15 protein-coding genes and 3 pseudogenes are annotated in these 15,370 nt (G+C 64.3%); 10 read left to right on the plus strand and 8 right to left on the minus strand.

Annotated elements, in window-relative coordinates; translation table 11 throughout:
- Positions 1-139: 139 nt before the first annotated feature.
- The 7 genes and pseudogenes from ACZ60G_RS38110 to ACZ60G_RS38140 all read left to right on the plus strand — a co-directional run bounded on the left by ACZ60G_RS38110 (position 140) and on the right by ACZ60G_RS38140 (position 7,162).
- On the plus strand, positions 140-634 hold the full coding sequence (locus ACZ60G_RS38110) for a winged helix-turn-helix transcriptional regulator (protein ID WP_465816684.1): 495 nt from the start codon (positions 140-142) through the stop codon (positions 632-634).
- A 111-nt stretch (positions 635-745) separates the two neighbouring features.
- Positions 746-1,621, plus strand: a complete 876-nt coding sequence (locus ACZ60G_RS38115) for an alpha/beta fold hydrolase (RefSeq protein ID WP_465816686.1) — start codon at positions 746-748, stop codon at positions 1,619-1,621.
- A gap of 55 nt (positions 1,622-1,676) precedes the next feature.
- On the plus strand, positions 1,677-3,557 hold the full coding sequence (locus ACZ60G_RS38120; RefSeq protein ID WP_465816687.1) for an AMP-binding protein: 1,881 nt from the start codon (positions 1,677-1,679) through the stop codon (positions 3,555-3,557).
- A gap of 128 nt (positions 3,558-3,685) precedes the next feature.
- Positions 3,686-4,505, plus strand: a pseudogene (locus ACZ60G_RS38125) (mycofactocin-coupled SDR family oxidoreductase).
- A gap of 10 nt (positions 4,506-4,515) precedes the next feature.
- Positions 4,516-5,349 (plus strand): mycofactocin-coupled SDR family oxidoreductase, encoded by an 834-nt coding sequence (locus ACZ60G_RS38130; protein WP_465816689.1) that lies wholly within the window; start codon positions 4,516-4,518, stop codon positions 5,347-5,349.
- 31 nt (positions 5,350-5,380) lie between these two features.
- Complete coding sequence (locus ACZ60G_RS38135) at positions 5,381-6,367, plus strand: MDR family oxidoreductase (RefSeq protein WP_465816690.1); 987 nt, start codon at positions 5,381-5,383, stop codon at positions 6,365-6,367.
- A 312-nt stretch (positions 6,368-6,679) separates the two neighbouring features.
- The gene (locus ACZ60G_RS38140; RefSeq protein WP_465816692.1) at positions 6,680-7,162 is read left to right on the plus strand and encodes an aldo/keto reductase; all 483 of its coding nucleotides are present in this window, start codon (positions 6,680-6,682) and stop codon (positions 7,160-7,162) included.
- 42 nt (positions 7,163-7,204) lie between these two features.
- On the opposite strand, the gene ACZ60G_RS38145 is transcribed toward ACZ60G_RS38140, so the two are convergent.
- From ACZ60G_RS38145 to ACZ60G_RS38165, 5 genes are all read right to left on the minus strand, one after another.
- Positions 7,205-7,789 (minus strand): TetR/AcrR family transcriptional regulator, encoded by a 585-nt coding sequence (locus ACZ60G_RS38145; protein WP_465816694.1) that lies wholly within the window; start codon positions 7,787-7,789, stop codon positions 7,205-7,207.
- Positions 7,790-8,179: 390 nt separating this feature from the next.
- Positions 8,180-8,386 carry a hypothetical protein gene (locus tag ACZ60G_RS38150; protein WP_465816760.1) on the minus strand — a complete coding sequence of 69 codons (207 nt, stop codon included), beginning with the start codon at positions 8,384-8,386 and terminating at the stop codon, positions 8,180-8,182.
- Entirely contained in the window at positions 8,295-8,600 is a 306-nt protein-coding gene (locus ACZ60G_RS38155; protein ID WP_465816696.1) for a tautomerase family protein, read from the minus strand. The genes ACZ60G_RS38150 and ACZ60G_RS38155 overlap by 92 nt, the downstream gene beginning before the upstream one ends.
- Positions 8,601-8,934: 334 nt before the next feature.
- On the minus strand, positions 8,935-9,936 hold the full coding sequence (locus ACZ60G_RS38160; protein ID WP_465816698.1) for an NADP-dependent oxidoreductase: 1,002 nt from the start codon (positions 9,934-9,936) through the stop codon (positions 8,935-8,937).
- A gap of 515 nt (positions 9,937-10,451) precedes the next feature.
- The gene (locus ACZ60G_RS38165; protein ID WP_465816699.1) at positions 10,452-11,159 is read right to left on the minus strand and encodes an SDR family oxidoreductase; all 708 of its coding nucleotides are present in this window, start codon (positions 11,157-11,159) and stop codon (positions 10,452-10,454) included.
- Positions 11,160-11,293: 134 nt separating this feature from the next.
- Between ACZ60G_RS38165 and ACZ60G_RS38170 the strand changes: the two genes are divergently transcribed.
- Genes ACZ60G_RS38170 through ACZ60G_RS38180 form a run of 3 tightly spaced genes read left to right on the plus strand, consistent with a single transcriptional unit; the run spans position 11,294 to position 14,249 of the window.
- Positions 11,294-12,541, plus strand: a complete 1,248-nt coding sequence (locus tag ACZ60G_RS38170; protein WP_465816701.1) for an NADH:flavin oxidoreductase/NADH oxidase family protein — start codon at positions 11,294-11,296, stop codon at positions 12,539-12,541.
- Complete coding sequence (locus tag ACZ60G_RS38175) at positions 12,538-13,419, plus strand: SDR family NAD(P)-dependent oxidoreductase (protein ID WP_465816703.1); 882 nt, start codon at positions 12,538-12,540, stop codon at positions 13,417-13,419. The genes ACZ60G_RS38170 and ACZ60G_RS38175 overlap by 4 nt, the downstream gene beginning before the upstream one ends.
- Entirely contained in the window at positions 13,416-14,249 is an 834-nt protein-coding gene (locus ACZ60G_RS38180; protein WP_465816705.1) for an alpha/beta fold hydrolase, read from the plus strand. The genes ACZ60G_RS38175 and ACZ60G_RS38180 overlap by 4 nt, the downstream gene beginning before the upstream one ends.
- A gap of 598 nt (positions 14,250-14,847) precedes the next feature.
- On the opposite strand, the gene ACZ60G_RS38185 is transcribed toward ACZ60G_RS38180, so the two are convergent.
- The 3 genes and pseudogenes from ACZ60G_RS38185 to ACZ60G_RS38195 form a co-directional block, all read right to left on the minus strand.
- The gene (locus tag ACZ60G_RS38185; protein ID WP_465816761.1) at positions 14,848-15,075 is read right to left on the minus strand and encodes a TetR-like C-terminal domain-containing protein; all 228 of its coding nucleotides are present in this window, start codon (positions 15,073-15,075) and stop codon (positions 14,848-14,850) included.
- A gap of 7 nt (positions 15,076-15,082) precedes the next feature.
- Positions 15,083-15,181, minus strand: a pseudogene (locus ACZ60G_RS38190) (AMP-binding protein); the annotation flags it as partial.
- 37 nt (positions 15,182-15,218) lie between these two features.
- A pseudogene (locus ACZ60G_RS38195) lies at positions 15,219-15,323 on the minus strand (helix-turn-helix domain-containing protein); the annotation flags it as partial.
- Positions 15,324-15,370: the final 47 nt, after the last annotated feature.

A 15,370-nucleotide genomic window follows, 5' to 3' on the forward strand; every position in this document is an offset into this window, starting at 1 on the left:
GTGACCTGTTGCGCAGACATGCGCCTCCGCATTTCGAAACGAGCCGAGTGGTGCGATTCCCCTCAATCGTGGAGACCGCACCATAGAGGAAATCGGCGCTGGTCGATATCTGCCCGACCGCTTGGCATAAACTTCCATCATGGAACACAAGAGTTTCGAGGGCATGAGCTGTCCGGTTGCGCTCGGGCTGGAGCGGGTCGGTGAGTGGTGGAGCATCCTGATCCTCCGGGACGCCACACATGGCCTGACTCGGTTCGACCAGTTTCAGAAGAGCCTGGGTATCTCGCCGAACTCTCTGTCCCGTCGGCTAGGTGCGCTCGTCGAGGCGGGCCTGCTGGAGCGGCGCCGCTACAACGAACGCCCCCCACGCGATGAGTACGTTCTGACCGAGGCTGGACACGCGTTCCGCCCGGTACTGATTGCCCTGTACGCCTGGGGCAATCAGTACTTCCCTCCCGAGGCGCCCAATGTTCGCCTCGTGCACAGTGAGTCCGGAGTCGATGTCGATCCGGTGTTGATCGACCGCTTGACGGGTCATCCGCTCGACGACGAGCACTCGACGTTCCTACCGGGGCCCGCTGCTGACGATCGGCTCCGCGCGGCCCTCGAGCGTAGAAGCCGACTCATCTCCTGAGTCCTCGCTGAGAGCTTTGCTGGTTACTCTCATCACCGTAGTCACTTGCATGATGATAGTGACTCGAGTTACATTCGGTGCGCTATCAGCCGTCAAGTGATGAGGTGCACAGTGAGTTCTTCGGTAAGTGACCGAGCTGTCCAGCAATACCGCTCGGTGGAGATCGAAACCAAGTACGTCGAGGTCGGCGACGTCCGCTATGCCTATCGGGAGCTGGGCCCGGACCGGCCGGTGGATACGACGCCGCTGGTCTTCCTGCACCGCTTCCGCGGAACGCTCGACGACTGGGACCCCGCCTTCGTCGACGCCGTGGCCGAGCAACGGCATGTGATCCTGTTCAGTGACGCTGCGGTCGGCTCGTCGACCGGGTCACCGGCGACCAGCGTGGACGAGAAGGCCCGCAACGCCGCGTCGTTCGTGCGGGTCCTGGGCCACGATGTCGTGGACGTGCTGGGATTCTCGATGGGTGGCTTCGTTGCGCAAGCCATCGCGATGCAGGAACCGACTCTGGTGCGCAAAGTTGTCGCGATAGGCACGGGCCCGGGCGGCAATCCGGAGACCGACCCGCACACCGATATCGTCTTCGGGATCGCTCTCACGCCCGAGTACTCCTTCGAAGACATCCGGTACCTCTTCTTCGCCGAGGGCCGTGACGCCGAGACCCAGGCCTACATCGATCGAAACGCGATGAGGACCGACCGCGAACCAGTCGTCACACCGGAAGTCATTCAGGCAATGGCCGGTTTGATCATGGACTTCATGGGCGGTAAGACCGGCCACTACGCCAGGCTCGGGGAGCTGCGCCAGCCGACGCTCATCATCGACGGGGACACCGACCCGTTCTTCCCGGTGAAGAACCAGTGGCTGCTCTATCGGGAACTGCCCAACGCGCAGCTGGCCGTCTACCCCCAGGCCGGGCATGCGCCCCATCAGCAGCATCCGGAAACCGTGGCTGCCCAGATCGACCGGTTCCTGGCCTACTCGTGATCAGCCCGGACGGATGCTGCCTGACGGCGCCCCGGATGTCTCTGGAAGGAACACGATGACCAGCTACGACGGCCTATACAGTGCCTGGCGCGACGATCCGCTGGGTTACTGGGGCACGCAGGCGTCCCGCATCGATTGGGAAGCGCCCTGGACCGCGGTGTTCGACGAGAACACCGGCCCTTACGGCCGATGGTTCCCCGGTGCCCGGCTGAACACGAGCTACAACTGTCTCGATCGTCATATCAATGCGGGTGCGGGCGATCGGCCCGCACTGGTCTGGGATAGTGCGATGACGGGTGAGATCGTCACCCACACCTACCGTGAGCTGCGCGACCGCGTGGCGAAGGTGGCCGGTGCGCTCGCCGCGGTGGGCGTTCGCCGCGGCGATCGTGTCGTCATCTACATGCCGATGATCCCCGAGGCTGCGATCGCGATGCTGGCGTGCGCCAGGCTGGGAGCGATCCACTCCGTTGTGTTCGGCGGCTTCGCGGCTGCCGAGTTGGCAGGCCGGATCGATGCCACCGAACCGCGGGCGATCATCGCCGCATCGTGCGGGCTGGAACCGGGCAGGGTTGTGGCGTACAAACCGGTGCTCGACGCCGCACTGGCGCAGTCGCGACATCGTCCCGAGGCGTGCTTCGTGCTGCAACGTCCACAGGCGCTCGCCGAGCTCGAGCCCGGCCGCGATCATGACCTGCTGGCGGCGGAGGCAGCGGCGAGCCCGCACGATCCGGTGCCCGTCGACGCCTCGGATCCGCTGTACATCCTGCACACCTCGGGCACGACAGGACGACCGAAGGGCATCGTCCGCGACAACGGCGGCCACGCGGTCGCGCTCGCCGCATCCATCCCGACCATCTTCGGACTGAGAGCCGGTGACGTTTTCTGGGCGGCATCGGACGTGGGCTGGGTCGTCGGACACTCCTATATCGTCTACGCGCCGCTGCTGGCCGGTCTGACATCGGTGATGTACGAGGGCAAGCCGATCGCGACCCCGGACGCCGGCGCGTTCTGGCGCGTGATCGCGCGACACCAGGTCAATGTCCTCTTCACCGCCCCGACGGCAATACGTGCGATCAGACGGCAGGATCCGGATCTGGACATGCTGGGGCGACACGACATCTCGTCTCTACAGGCGGTGTTCCTGGCGGGCGAGCGGTGTGACCCGCCGACGGCAACGTGGCTGCAATCCCGGATCGACAGACCAGTCATCGACAATTGGTGGCAAACAGAGACCGGCTGGCCCATCACAGCGCGGTTCCGCGGGGGTGAGCTCACGCCCTTCAAGCCCGGTTCGGGGGGCAAACCCAGTCCCGGATTCGAGGTTGCCGCGCTCGGCGGCGCCGGCGTCCCGCTGGCCGTCGGCGAGACGGGCAACCTTGCGCTCCGTCTGCCGTTACCACCCGGCTGTGCACCCACACTGTGGGGCGACGACAACGGCTACCGCACGTCGTACCTGGCCGACTTTCCTGGTTGGTACCGCACCGGCGATGCCGGACACGTCGACGAGGACGGCGACGTATGGGTCCTCGGCCGGACCGACGACATCATCAACGTGGCCGGGCACCGGCTCTCGACCGGTGCGATGGAGGAAGTTCTGGCCGCGCATCCAGATGTCGCGGAATGCGCGGTGATCGGAGTGGCCGACCCCTTGAAGGGCGAGTCACCCATCGGCTTGGTGGTGTTGAAGGCCGGAGCGAGCCGGGACGTGGACATCTTGCGGCGCGAACTGATCGAGATGGTTCGCAACCGGATCGGGGCGGTTGCGTCCCTGCGCAATGCAGTCGTCGTGGACCAGCTCCCCAAGACTCGTTCCGGAAAAATCCTTCGCCGAAGTCTGCGCGACCTGGCGAACGGTTTGCCGGTGCAGATCCCACCGACGATCGAGGACCCGAGCGTACTCGAGCGCCTTCGTGGCGTCTTCGCCACTGCATGACCGCGTTCGCCTGATTTCAGGTAATCATCCGATTCGGCGCTACAACGCGACGGATTCACCACGACTCGACGCGTTGTCGGTCGACGCCACCATCACAATTCAGGACTCAGTACAAAGGGGTACTCATCATGTCTGGACGAGTTGCGGGCAAAGTTGCCTTCATCACCGGGGCCGCCCGAGGGCAGGGCCGGAGCCATGCGCTGCGGCTTGCCGAGGAAGGGGCGGACATCATCGCCCTCGACATATGTAAACGGCTTGGGTCGGCGCGATATGACTTGGCGACGTCGCAAGACCTCGCCGAAACAAGAAAGGCGGTGGAAGCCCTCGGGAGGCGGGTCCTGACCGTCGAGGCCGATGTGCGAGATGAGCGACAACTCGCGGAGGCATTCCACGCCGGGGTCGCGGAGATCGGCCCGGTCGACATTGTGATCGCCAACGCCGGTGTCGCCCTCTTCGCCGTCGACGAACCGCACGAGGCATGGCAGGACACGATCGACATCAACCTCACCGGCGTCCTCAACACGCTCGAGACCGCTGTGCCTTCGATGATCGAGCGCGGTCAAGGTGGTGCCATCGTGCTCACGAGTTCGACCGCGGGTTTGCGCGGAATACTCGGTCCGTCACGAGGAGCGCTCGCGTACGTCGCCTCCAAACACGGCATGGTCGGGCTGATGCGCTCGTATGCCAACAACCTTGCAGCCCACTCGATCCGGGTGAACACGGTGAATCCGACGGGCGTGGAAACACCCATGATCGCGACCCCCTCGATCGAGGCATTCCTCAAGCAGAACCCGCAGCTTGTTTCGCACGTTACGAACGCAATGCCGGTCGGCCTCATCTCGGTGCAGGACGTCAGCAACGCGGTGCTCTACCTGGTTTTCTGACGACGGCCGCTACGTCACCGGTACGACGTTGTCGGTCGACGCCGGATTCAACAACAAAAATTAAGGAACTGATCATGACTGGACGAGTTGAGGGCAAGGTCGCCTTCGTCACCGGCGCTGCCCGGGGACAAGGGCGGGCGCACGCGGTGCGGCTGGCATCGGAAGGGGCCGACATCATCGCCGTCGACCTGTGTGCGCCGATCGACTCGGTGCCCTACGCGCTGGCGAGTGAGGAAGACCTGAAGGAGACGGTCAAGGCGGTCGAGGGTCTCGGTCGGAGGATCGTGGCGCGTCGGGCGGATGTGCGGGACGTCTCGGCTCTCGAGGCAGCCGTGTCGGACGGGGTCACCGAGTTCGGGCGCCTCGACATCGCTGTGGCGAACGCTGGGATCCTCTCGGCGGCCCCCACCGAGGCGATGCCCGAGCAAAGTTGGCAGGACATGATCGATGTGAACCTTACCGGCGTCTACCACGCCGCCAAGGCCGCGATCCCCCACATCCGGGCGGGCGGCGTAGGTGGGTCGATTGTTCTGACCAGCTCCGCACTCGGCATCCGGGCCATGCCGAACCTGCCGCACTACGTCGCCGCGAAGTCAGGGGTCATCGGGCTTATGCGGGCCATGGCCCTCGAGCTCGCCGCAGACAAGATCCGCGTCAACACCGTCAATCCCAGCATCGCCGACACGCTCATGGTGCAGAACGACGCCCTGTACAAGCTCTTCGTTCCCGGCATCGAAAGCCCGACTCGGGAGCAGGCTGCCGAGGTCTTCGCAACCCTGAATCCAATGCCGACACCGTGGGTCGATGTCGAGGACGTCACCAATGCGGTGCTGTTCCTCGTGTCGGACGAAGCCCGCTTCGTCACGGGCCTCGAGCTCAAGATCGACGCCGGATTCTGCCTGGCCTGAAGTTGAAATGACCTTTCTACGAGGAGACGAGATGAGAGCAGTACTGATCCTGAAGGACGACGCCGGGCAGCGCGCGGAGCTCACCGAGATCCCCGACGATGAAATCGGTACCGGCGATGTGACCATCGCGGTCGACTACTCGGCAGTGAACTTCAAGGACGGCCTGGGCGTGACCGGCGCCGTGCCGGTCGTCGAGCGCTTCCCGATCGTCGCAGGCATCGACCTCGCCGGCACCGTTGTCGAGGCGACGGCCGAGTCAGGCTTCGCGCCGGGCGATTCCGTCGCCGTCAACGGATGGGGACTCGCGGTCGACCACAATGGCGGATTCGCTACCCGCGCAAGGGTGCCGGCGGCTTGGATCACCAGAATCCCTTTGCGATTCACGACCTGGCAGGCAATGGCGATCGGGACAGCCGGCTACACGGCCGCCCTGAGCGTCGTGGCGCTGCAACGCCACGGATTGACGCCGAACGCTGGGCCTGTCGTGGTCACCGGCGCCGCCGGCGGTGTCGGTTCCGTAGCGATCGCACTGCTTGCCGCTCTCGGACATGAGGTTCACGCGTCGACCGGACGTCTGGGCGAGAAGGATTACCTGAGGACCCTCGGGGCCTCCGAGATCATCCCGCGGGAGGATCTTGCCGAACCTGTCCAGGCGGCGCTCGGATCCGAGCGATGGGCCGGCGGCGTCGACACCGTGGGCAGTCACACGCTGGTAAACGTTCTCAGCCAGATCCACTATGGCGGAGTTGTGGCGAACTGCGGTCTGGCTCAGGGGCTCGATCTTCCGGGCTCGGTCGCGCCGTTCATCCTCCGGGGCGTGACCTTGGCCGGGATCGACTCCGTCAATGCCGCCGTCAGCAGCCGAAACGAGGCCTGGGACTTGCTCGCCGAGCATCTCGACGCGCATCTGCTCGAGGAGATGACGACCACGGTGCCGCTGGATCAGGCAGCGGCGGTGGCACAGCAGGTCCTGACCGGAGCGATCCGCGGTAGGACGGTCGTAGACGTCAACGCCTGAGTGCGGCGGAACCAAAACCTGCGACCAACGGGATCGGACCGTGACCTTCGGCGAAATCGCCGAAGGTCACGGTGCGGTGTGTCGTGTGTCGGTCGACTGATACCGGCCGGTACCCGGTTCAGGATCAGGGGGTTTGCCAGCGCTGTTTGCCGGATCTGCCTCGCTGCGATGGCTACCGTCACCGGGTTGTCGCGGTGAGCGACACCGCGGACGAGTACCGGCTGTGCGCGCGGTGTACCGACGGGTGGGTGGGTTGTGTGTCGTGTCGTCGGCTGACCGCGCCCTACAGCGCACCGATTTCGGGGAGGTGGTGTGTGGGCGTTGCGCGGAGATGTTCTTCGACTTGCGCACCGGTTGCAGCCGATTCAGCGCTACCTGGGTGGCGGATTACTCACCGGAAAGTACCGGCACTCCAGTGCGGGCCGGCTAAACGACCTGAAGACGCTGGTCCACACCGAAAGTGCAAGCCAGAAGACCGCGATCGTCGACGCCGTCCTCGACCTCGCCGAGCAGACCGGTGTCACCCCGGCCCAGATCGCCATCGCTTGGCTCAACGAGCGCGCCACACGCGGCACCACATCGCACATTCCGATTATCGGCCCGCGCTATACCGAACAGCTCGACGAATACCTGCGGGCACTCGACATCCCCCTCGCACCGGACCAGTGCGAGCGACTCGCCCAGATCAGCGCCGTGCCTCTCGGTGTCCCGCACGAAGTGAACTCTGATCGTCGCGACGCCCTGCGGGGCGGCGACGCATCACTGTTCATCGCGCCCGTCGCGCCAGCGGTCTAACGCAGAGCGGGTGCGGTCCTCGTGCGTCAGGACGGGACTCGGTCAGCCAACGTGGTCGGCGTCCAGAAGCGTCAGGGCGTTCCGGACGCCCTGCTCCAGAACAACATCGGAGAGCTGCCGGTCGGGCAGGGCCCGGGAAAGTTGCATCGTTCCGGCCATCATGGCGAAGATGCCCAACACCCTTACACGCACCGATTGCGGATCAGCTGGAGCAACCAAGGCGGCGATATCGTCGATGATGGCCAGCATCCCCTCCGAATAAGCCTGCCGGGTCGGATCCGAGCTGCGCGCGATCTCGTCCAACAGGGCCGCCGACGGACACCCCTCCTCCCGACTATCGCGGTGCTGGGCCGATAAATACTCGCGCACGAACAGTTCCAATTCATCACGGCTTCCTACCCGCGCGGCGAAATCAGCGCGCTGTGCGCGCAACTGGCCAGCAACGGCATTGGCCACGAGATCGTCCTTGGACGAGAAATGCGCGTAAAAGGCCCCGTTGGTCAGCCCGGCATCCTTCATCACGGTCGCAATACCCGAGCCGTCGATACCGTCCTTCTTGAACCGACGCCCGGCAAGATCGACGATTCGTTGCCTCGTCTCCAGCTTGTGCCCACTCGCGTAACGCATAACACTCCTCCGACGCCGGCGCGGCCCACCGGCGGCCAATCATCTCCTATTGGATTAGGATTATACTATTATGACGATAATTCAAGCGTAAAGCGCTTTCGACGACGATCCCCGACCTGTGGCACTCACCGCAGACACATCCTCGATGCACCCCAAAGCGGGCGCCGCCGCGCTGACACGACGTGGCCGGCCCGATACGCGCAACCGAGGCGGCACACACCAGAGATGCCCCCGCGGTCGCCGAGCGAATCGTAGCGGCCACGACCGGACGGAGCCGAAGCCACACTTCCCGGTGGGGTCTACGGCCAGCCGGATCGGCACGTGGAGCCCGGTCACACATCCCGGAGCCGGCTCGCATGAGTTCGATGCACTACCGACCCGTAAGTGCCATTAGGTGGTCGACAGCAAGTCTCCCAGTTCTCGGCTATGCTGCTCGAGCCACACCGCTTCCTCACCTGGAGCGGGCATGATCAGGCTGGCCTCCATGATGAAGGTGGGGTCCAGTTCATTGAGGCCGAGCAGCAGACTGCGGGCGTCCTGCCCGGTTATCGCGGTCCACGCTGCGGACAGCCGGGTGAGCGCGTGACGCCCGGTCACGCCCGGCGCGAATATTGCCGTTGATCACCGACACCACGTGTGGCTTACCGGCGGTGAAAAAGGCAGAAGGCTCGTATTCGGTGAAAACAACATTGACGAATCCACGCGGTGCGCCGGTCACCGAACAATGTACGGTGGTGATCGCTTCAGCTAGTTCGCCACGGCGATCGGCATACAGCGACCCCGTCGGCACCAGGCATTGATACAAAGGCATGGCATTTTCGTATCAGAGGTTGATATCGCGCTCTAGGATTTCCAATGAGTCCCTTCGGTAGCACATCGACGATGCGCACCGTCCGGGGGTACTTGCCACACACGAACCCGTCGGCGGCCGGTTATGGCCCGAGGAACAATCGTTCGTTGGGCAAGCGACGTGCCGGTGGGCATTCCTTGGTCGTGCTGCGGACCAATTCGATTTGGCCGAGTAGTCGACGGCCATGTCACCCAACCATATTCGCAGGTGTACATCCCGTCGCCTGGCCAACGACGCGTCGAATGTCATACCGTGGCCTCCGCTAGGCACCGCAACCCACTGATCACCGATGACCTCAGTCGAGCGTGACGACGACCTTCCCGGCCTTGACCTTGCCGCTTTCGACATAGGCCATTGCTTCGAGTGTCTGGTCGAACGCGAAGGTCGAGTCGAGGACCGGGCGGAGATGGCCCGCGTCGTAGAGGGCGGCGAGCTCGCTCAACTGCGCACCGCTGGCCCGCATGAAGAAGAACGAGTACCCCACACCGAGCTTCCGCGCAGCGCGGCGAACCTTTCGACTCAGGAACCATGTCACGATCTCGAAGGGCTTGGGAGCGCCGAGCTGTCTGGGGAATCCGGCGTCAGGCGGGCCCGCGACGCCGATCGCTCGTGCCCCGGGCCTGAGCACTGTGAGCGACTTCATGAGGTTTTCGCCGCCGAGCGAGTCCAGGACGAGGTCGTAGTCGGAGAGAACCTCGGAGAAGTCCTGCTTGGTGTAGTCCACCACGACGTCGGCGCCGAGTTTGCGGACCAGTTCCTCGCTGGCTCCGTTGGCGGTGGTCGCGACATGCGCTCCGAGATGCTTGGCGAGCTGGATCACGGTCGACCCGAGCCCCCCGGCACCGGCGTGCACGAGCACCTTCTGCCCGGCCTTGACCTGCGCCTTCTCGACCAGGATCTGCCATGCGGCCAGCGCGACCAAGGGAACCGCTGCAGCCTCGTGCAGGGTGAGCGAGGCGGGCTTGAGCGCGACATCCTCCTGGTCGATCGCAATGTACTCCGCAAAGGCGCCGATACGCAGGTCGCGCGGACGGGCATAGACTTCGTCGCCGACCTTGAAGTCGCGGACACCCGCTCCCACCCGAGTGACCACTCCGGCCAGATCGTGGCCGAGCACAAACGGAGTCTTGTACTTCAATAGCTGCTTGAATTCACCGTTGCGGACCATCTTGTCCAGAGGATTGATGCTGGCGGCACTAACCCTGACCAGGACATCACCATCGCCGACCTTCGGCTCGGGGACCTCGGCAGCCCTGAGACCTTCCTTACCATAGCGAGCGACTACGAACGCTTTCATGTCTGTTCACCTTCATTGGGATCGATGGACGTACTGGGTCGTCCCGCCTGGTGATGAGATGCCAGCCACGTGCGCTCCGCCAGGCGTTTGTACCTTCGTTATCACTTCGACCGTAAGGCTGGGCGGCCCGGACGAAACTTGATCGCGTCCACCTAAGCGGGACCTGGAGGATAGTGACATCGGCATCTCCGAAGCCCGGCAGGACGTTCGGACGGTGTACCCGGTCCCAGTAGGAAGTCTGGCAGGGATTGCACGGCAGCGCGCGGAGTCGGCAAAACGTGGACGAGATTCCGCCCTGGACCGATACGATCGGCTATAGCGCCGGTTCCACAGGTTCGAGCTCAAAGATCGCGTAGCCATCCTGGACCGCGACCGGGACGACGCCAGCGATGAGGGAGGCCACCGCCTGCGGAAGCTCGCCTCGACCGATCTTGCCCGAGAACTCCAGGCCCACACAGGTTGTTCGGGGCCGCGGCGAGTGCGCTCGAAGACTCGACTGATAGTCGGCTCACGGTTCACCGGCCGGCTGCGGCGAGTTGAGGGTAGAGGGTCGTGAGTGGCCCCGCCAGACCGGCCTTGACCTCATTCGATATGCGGTCCGCGAGAACTTCGTAGGCGCCGGTTTCCACGCCGTCGTAGGCCCGCTTCACGACCTCTGCGGGATCGTTCTTGTCGACATCGAGACCAGCGGTCATCGGAGTGTCGGTGTAGCCGAGATACAGGGCAGTGACCAGGGTGCCATTGGAGAGCAGCATGAGTCGTTGCGTGTTGGTCGCCGACCACAAGGCAGCCTTGGTAGCGCTGTAACCATCGCCGATCCCGATCCACGACAGAACCGAGAGCACATTGAGGAGCGCACCTCCGCCGTTCTTGGCGAGAGTTGGCGCGAACCCGTCAGCGACCGCCAGAGGCCCGAAGAAGTTCACTTCGAACAGGTCGCGTAGCGCGGGAGAATCTCCCATCACAGTCGCTCCGTTGGCGGCCCCGGCGTTGTTCACGACGAGCGTGACGTCGGTAGCCGTCGCGACGGCCGCGGCGATCGACTCGGGACTGGCGACGTCGAGGGCGAGCGGAACGACTCGTGGATCGTCCCAGCTTTTCGGGGTCCGGGCCGTGGCATAGACCTTGGCCGCACCACGCTCCAGGGCCTGCCGGACGAACTCGCCGCCGAGCCCTCCGTTGGCGCCGGTCACGAGGACGACCGTGTTGGTGAAAGCGGGCATGGGACTCCTCCTCAGCTCGGGAACTCAATCAGGGCACTACGCATGCCGCGCACCTGCTCTTCATTCGACCTTGCTAACACCATAGCATTATGATCATAATATTACGCATACTGAAATCATGATTCGGAGCACAGATGACCTCCCTCGATACCCCCCTGGACCTTCCATCCGGCCTGCGACTTCCCAATCGCATTGCGAAAGCCGCGCTGAGCGAGGCCCTGGGAGACGGTGACAACTCGCCGGATCACCGCATAGTGACCCTGTATCGCCGGTGGGCACAGGGTGGCTACGGCCTGCTGATCACCGGCAACATCATGATCGACCGCGCCCATCTCGGGGAGCCGGGCAACATCGTGATCGAGGACGACCGCGCCCTTCCGCAGTTCACGGCGTGGACGAAGGCCGCACACGACGGCGGGGAAGCGATCTTTGCCCAACTGAACCATCCGGGCCGTCAGTCGAACCTGCTGAATATCGGACACAAGCCCGTCGCGCCGAGTCCCGTGCCACTTTCGTTTCCCGGCGCGGCCACCCCGCGTGAGCTCACTGCCGCGGAGATCGAGGAGATCATCGACCGGTTCGCGAGAGCGGCCGAGGTGTGCGAGGCCTCGGGCTTCGACGGGGTTCAGATCCATGCCGCTCACGGCTATCTGGTCACGCAGTTCCTGTCACCATTGTCCAACCTCCGGTCCGACGAGTGGGGCGGTGACCTCCAGCGACAGATGCGGTTCCTGATCGAGATCGTCCGACGTGTACGCAACCGGGTCGGTCCAGGTTTCGCGTTGTCGGTGAAGCTGAACTCGGCCGACTTCCAGCGAGGTGGCTTCGACGAAGACGATTCGCGCGCGGTAGTTGCGGCACTGGCACAAGAATCCGTCGATCTGATCGAGGTCAGCGGCGGCAACTACGAATCACCCGCCATGTCCGGATCCGAAGCGTCCTCCACCAGAACGAGAGAGGCCTACTTCCTCAACTACGCCCGATCGGTCCGCCGGGAAGCCGGCGACGTACCTCTCGCCGTCACCGGCGGATTTCGCAGCCGCAGAGGAATGCAGGACGCGCTCACAGCAGGCGACTGCGATCTCGTGGGAATCGCCCGTCCGACAGTGACCACGACCGATGCGGCAACCGCAATCCTCAATGGTCGAATCGAGACCCTGTCCACCCACGAGATCCGAGTCGGAATGCGCGGCCTGCTGGGTCGTTTCGCGGACCTGAAAACACTCGACGGCGTGTTGAATCTCAGCTGGAACGGCGACCAGCTGCACCGCCTCGCGCATGGCAAGGAACCGGACCTCAACCGCGGACCGCTGGTGACGGCGCTCACCATGCTGCGCCGCAACGGGCGCTTGTCCCTCACTCCCCGCCGGGGGGTTGCATGACCTATGACCTCGCCGACAAGGTCGTGTTCATCACCGGCGGCAACGGTGGCATCGGCAGCGCCACGGCACGCGAGATGCTGAAGAGGGGCGCCCGAGTGGTCGTCGCGGACATCGACCCGGCAACACCGCTGCGTGCGTCCGAGCTGGATGCCGACAGGGCACTGGGATGCGTCGCAGACGTTCGCGACCGTGCCTCCCTCGATGACGTAGTGGCCCAGGCCATCGAACGGTTCGGCCGCCTCGATGTTGCGATTGCCAACGCCGGCCTCCTCGCCAAAGCAGCGACCCTTCGCAACACACCGACTGCCGACCTGGAAGCAACCATGGCGGTCAATGTCACGGGTGTCGCCAACACGGTGGCGGCCGCACTGGACGCGGTGATTGCCACGAAAGGGCAGATCGTACTGATCAGCTCAGTGTTCGCCTTCGTTAATGGCATGGGCACGATCCCGTACGCGATGAGCAAAGCAGCAGTCGAGCAGCTTGGTCGCGGACTGCGCATCGAGCTCGTCGAGCATGACGTCTCTGTCCTCACCGCCTACTTCTCGCTGGTCCAGACCGACATGATCGCGCGCGGGGTTGATGAGGACCCCGTGGTGATGGAACTACTCTCCACGCTCCCCAAACCGATGCGCACGCGGATTCCCCCGACCGCAGCCGCCACCGCCATCGCCGATGGACTCGAATCCAGATCGACGCGCGTCATTCGCCCAACCGTGTGGCGCCCGGTCTCAGCACTGCGAGGGCTTATCGGTCCCCCGTTGGATGCCCGCTTCGCCACCGACCGTCGCATCCTCGACGTCGTCGCCCGCCTCGACGCCCGCGCGGCGGCAGCCCCTGACTCCGAAACACGAAAAGGAAAGAAGGAACTCACATGACCACCTGGCAAACGGCCCCCACGAAGACCATCGACATAGACGGCATCCCTTTCAGCTATCGCGAGTTCGGTGAGGCCGGCGGTGTGCCGGTCGTGTTTCTCCACCACTTCACCGCTGTGCTCGACGACTGGGACCCTCGTGTTCTCGACGGCATCGCAGCGCGCCACCACGTGATCGCCTTCGACAATCGCGGCGTCGGCTCGACCGGCTCCAAGGTCCCCGGCGATGTCGAACAGATGGGCGCCGACGCTATCGCGTTCATCAGAGCGCTCGGCTACGACCAGGTAGACCTTTTCGGCTTCTCCCTGGGTGGCGCCGTGGCGCAGATGGTCGCCCTCCAGGCACCCGATCTCGTCCGGCGCATGGTGCTGGCCGGCACCGGCCCCCGCGGCGGCGGCGGCATCTGGAAAATGCCGTTCATCGTGGGTAGCGCGTACTTCAAGGCATTCCTGACCCGCAAGGACCCTCGCCATTTCCTCTTCTTCCCGCGTACAGCCGAAGGAAAGAAGGCAGCCGACGAGTACTTCGCTCGGCTCGCGGAGAGGACCCAGGACCTCGATCGCGCCATCTCCCGTCAGGCGCGAAACGCGCAACTTCGGGCCATCACCGCCGGAGGGCTGCACGCTCCCGACGACCTCTCGGCGATCAAGATTCCGGTGTTCGTCGCCAACGGCGACAAGGACCTGATGGTCTCCAGCGCCCACTCCGCCGACATGGCGGCCCGGTTGCCGGACGCCAAGCTGCGCATCTACCCCAACTCCGGTCACGGCGGCGTGTTCCAGTACCACCGTGAGTTCGTTCCCGAAGTGCTTGCTTTCCTGCGCGACTGATCACGGAGGCGATGACAATGCCCACCGGACGGTCCTGGTGCGCCGCGGCCGGCTCACCCGCTGCGCCGACGAGGTCACCTCGACCTGGTCGACATCGAGCGGCAACATATACACGCGGTCGGCATCTATTGATTCAGAACGAGCGACAATGCTCCACTCCCCATCGAACCAATAGGCCAGCTCGGTGTGTACTCGGATCACCTCCCCGCCGAGGTACTGTCACGTCGCGGGACTCATCCTCGCCCTACTCGACGCACGCAACGAAAACTCGTGGACCGAGCCCGAGCCCGACGTGGCTGCAGCGCGTGCGTGCCTCATCGCCCTCGGAGTAGCTCCCGGCGAGACAGATGCAATCGCCAGGACCGCAGCGGCATTGGAATGTGCTCACATTGCACGCGACCATCCGGCAACCGCAACCATGCTCACACGTGCAGATGAGACGCCCAGCCGAGGAGTCCCAAGAAGTTCGAAGCCAGACGCCGCCACGCCGAGGAGGATGCCACCATGACAGGGCGGCGCGGGCCGAGCTTGACGCTTTGTCCGGCTACGAGGATGCGACCGGCGGTTGTGCCGCGCGACAGATATCGCAGAGATTGACTCAGCCGACGCCCCCACGTTCGCCCATTTCCAACCTCGACTCGTATTCGCGCAACGCCACAGCGTGCGACGCTGTGGCGCGGTCTCGCTCATCGCCCAGTCCAACGGTGAGATTCACGCCCATCGGTAGCATCACGTCCGACACCGCGTCATCGAAATCAGCGAAGTGCTCGGCCAGCTCCAGGGTGATGTAGCCGTGGACAAAACTCCACAGCTGCGCTGTGACCACAGAGGCCCATTGCGGACATGGCGTAGACGTTGGCGTGGTCGAGCATGACGCCCTTCGGTACGCCGGTTGTGCCACTGGTGTAGATCAGCAGAGCAAGGGCGGACGAGTCCGACTGGTGTTCGGGCGCGTCGCCCACCCTCTGTGCTCTCCGATATCCCGAAATCCTTCGCGGCCTGCCGCAGTGTCGTCTGGCCCTTGCGTGCCACGGCGACTATGTCACGACGGAATTCGGGGTAGGGCTTCGGCACGGTGACGCATCCGCTCACAGCGAAGACCTATCAGTCTCCTCAGATCG

It is taken from the genome of Nocardia sp. NPDC102475, assembly GCF_055584605.1.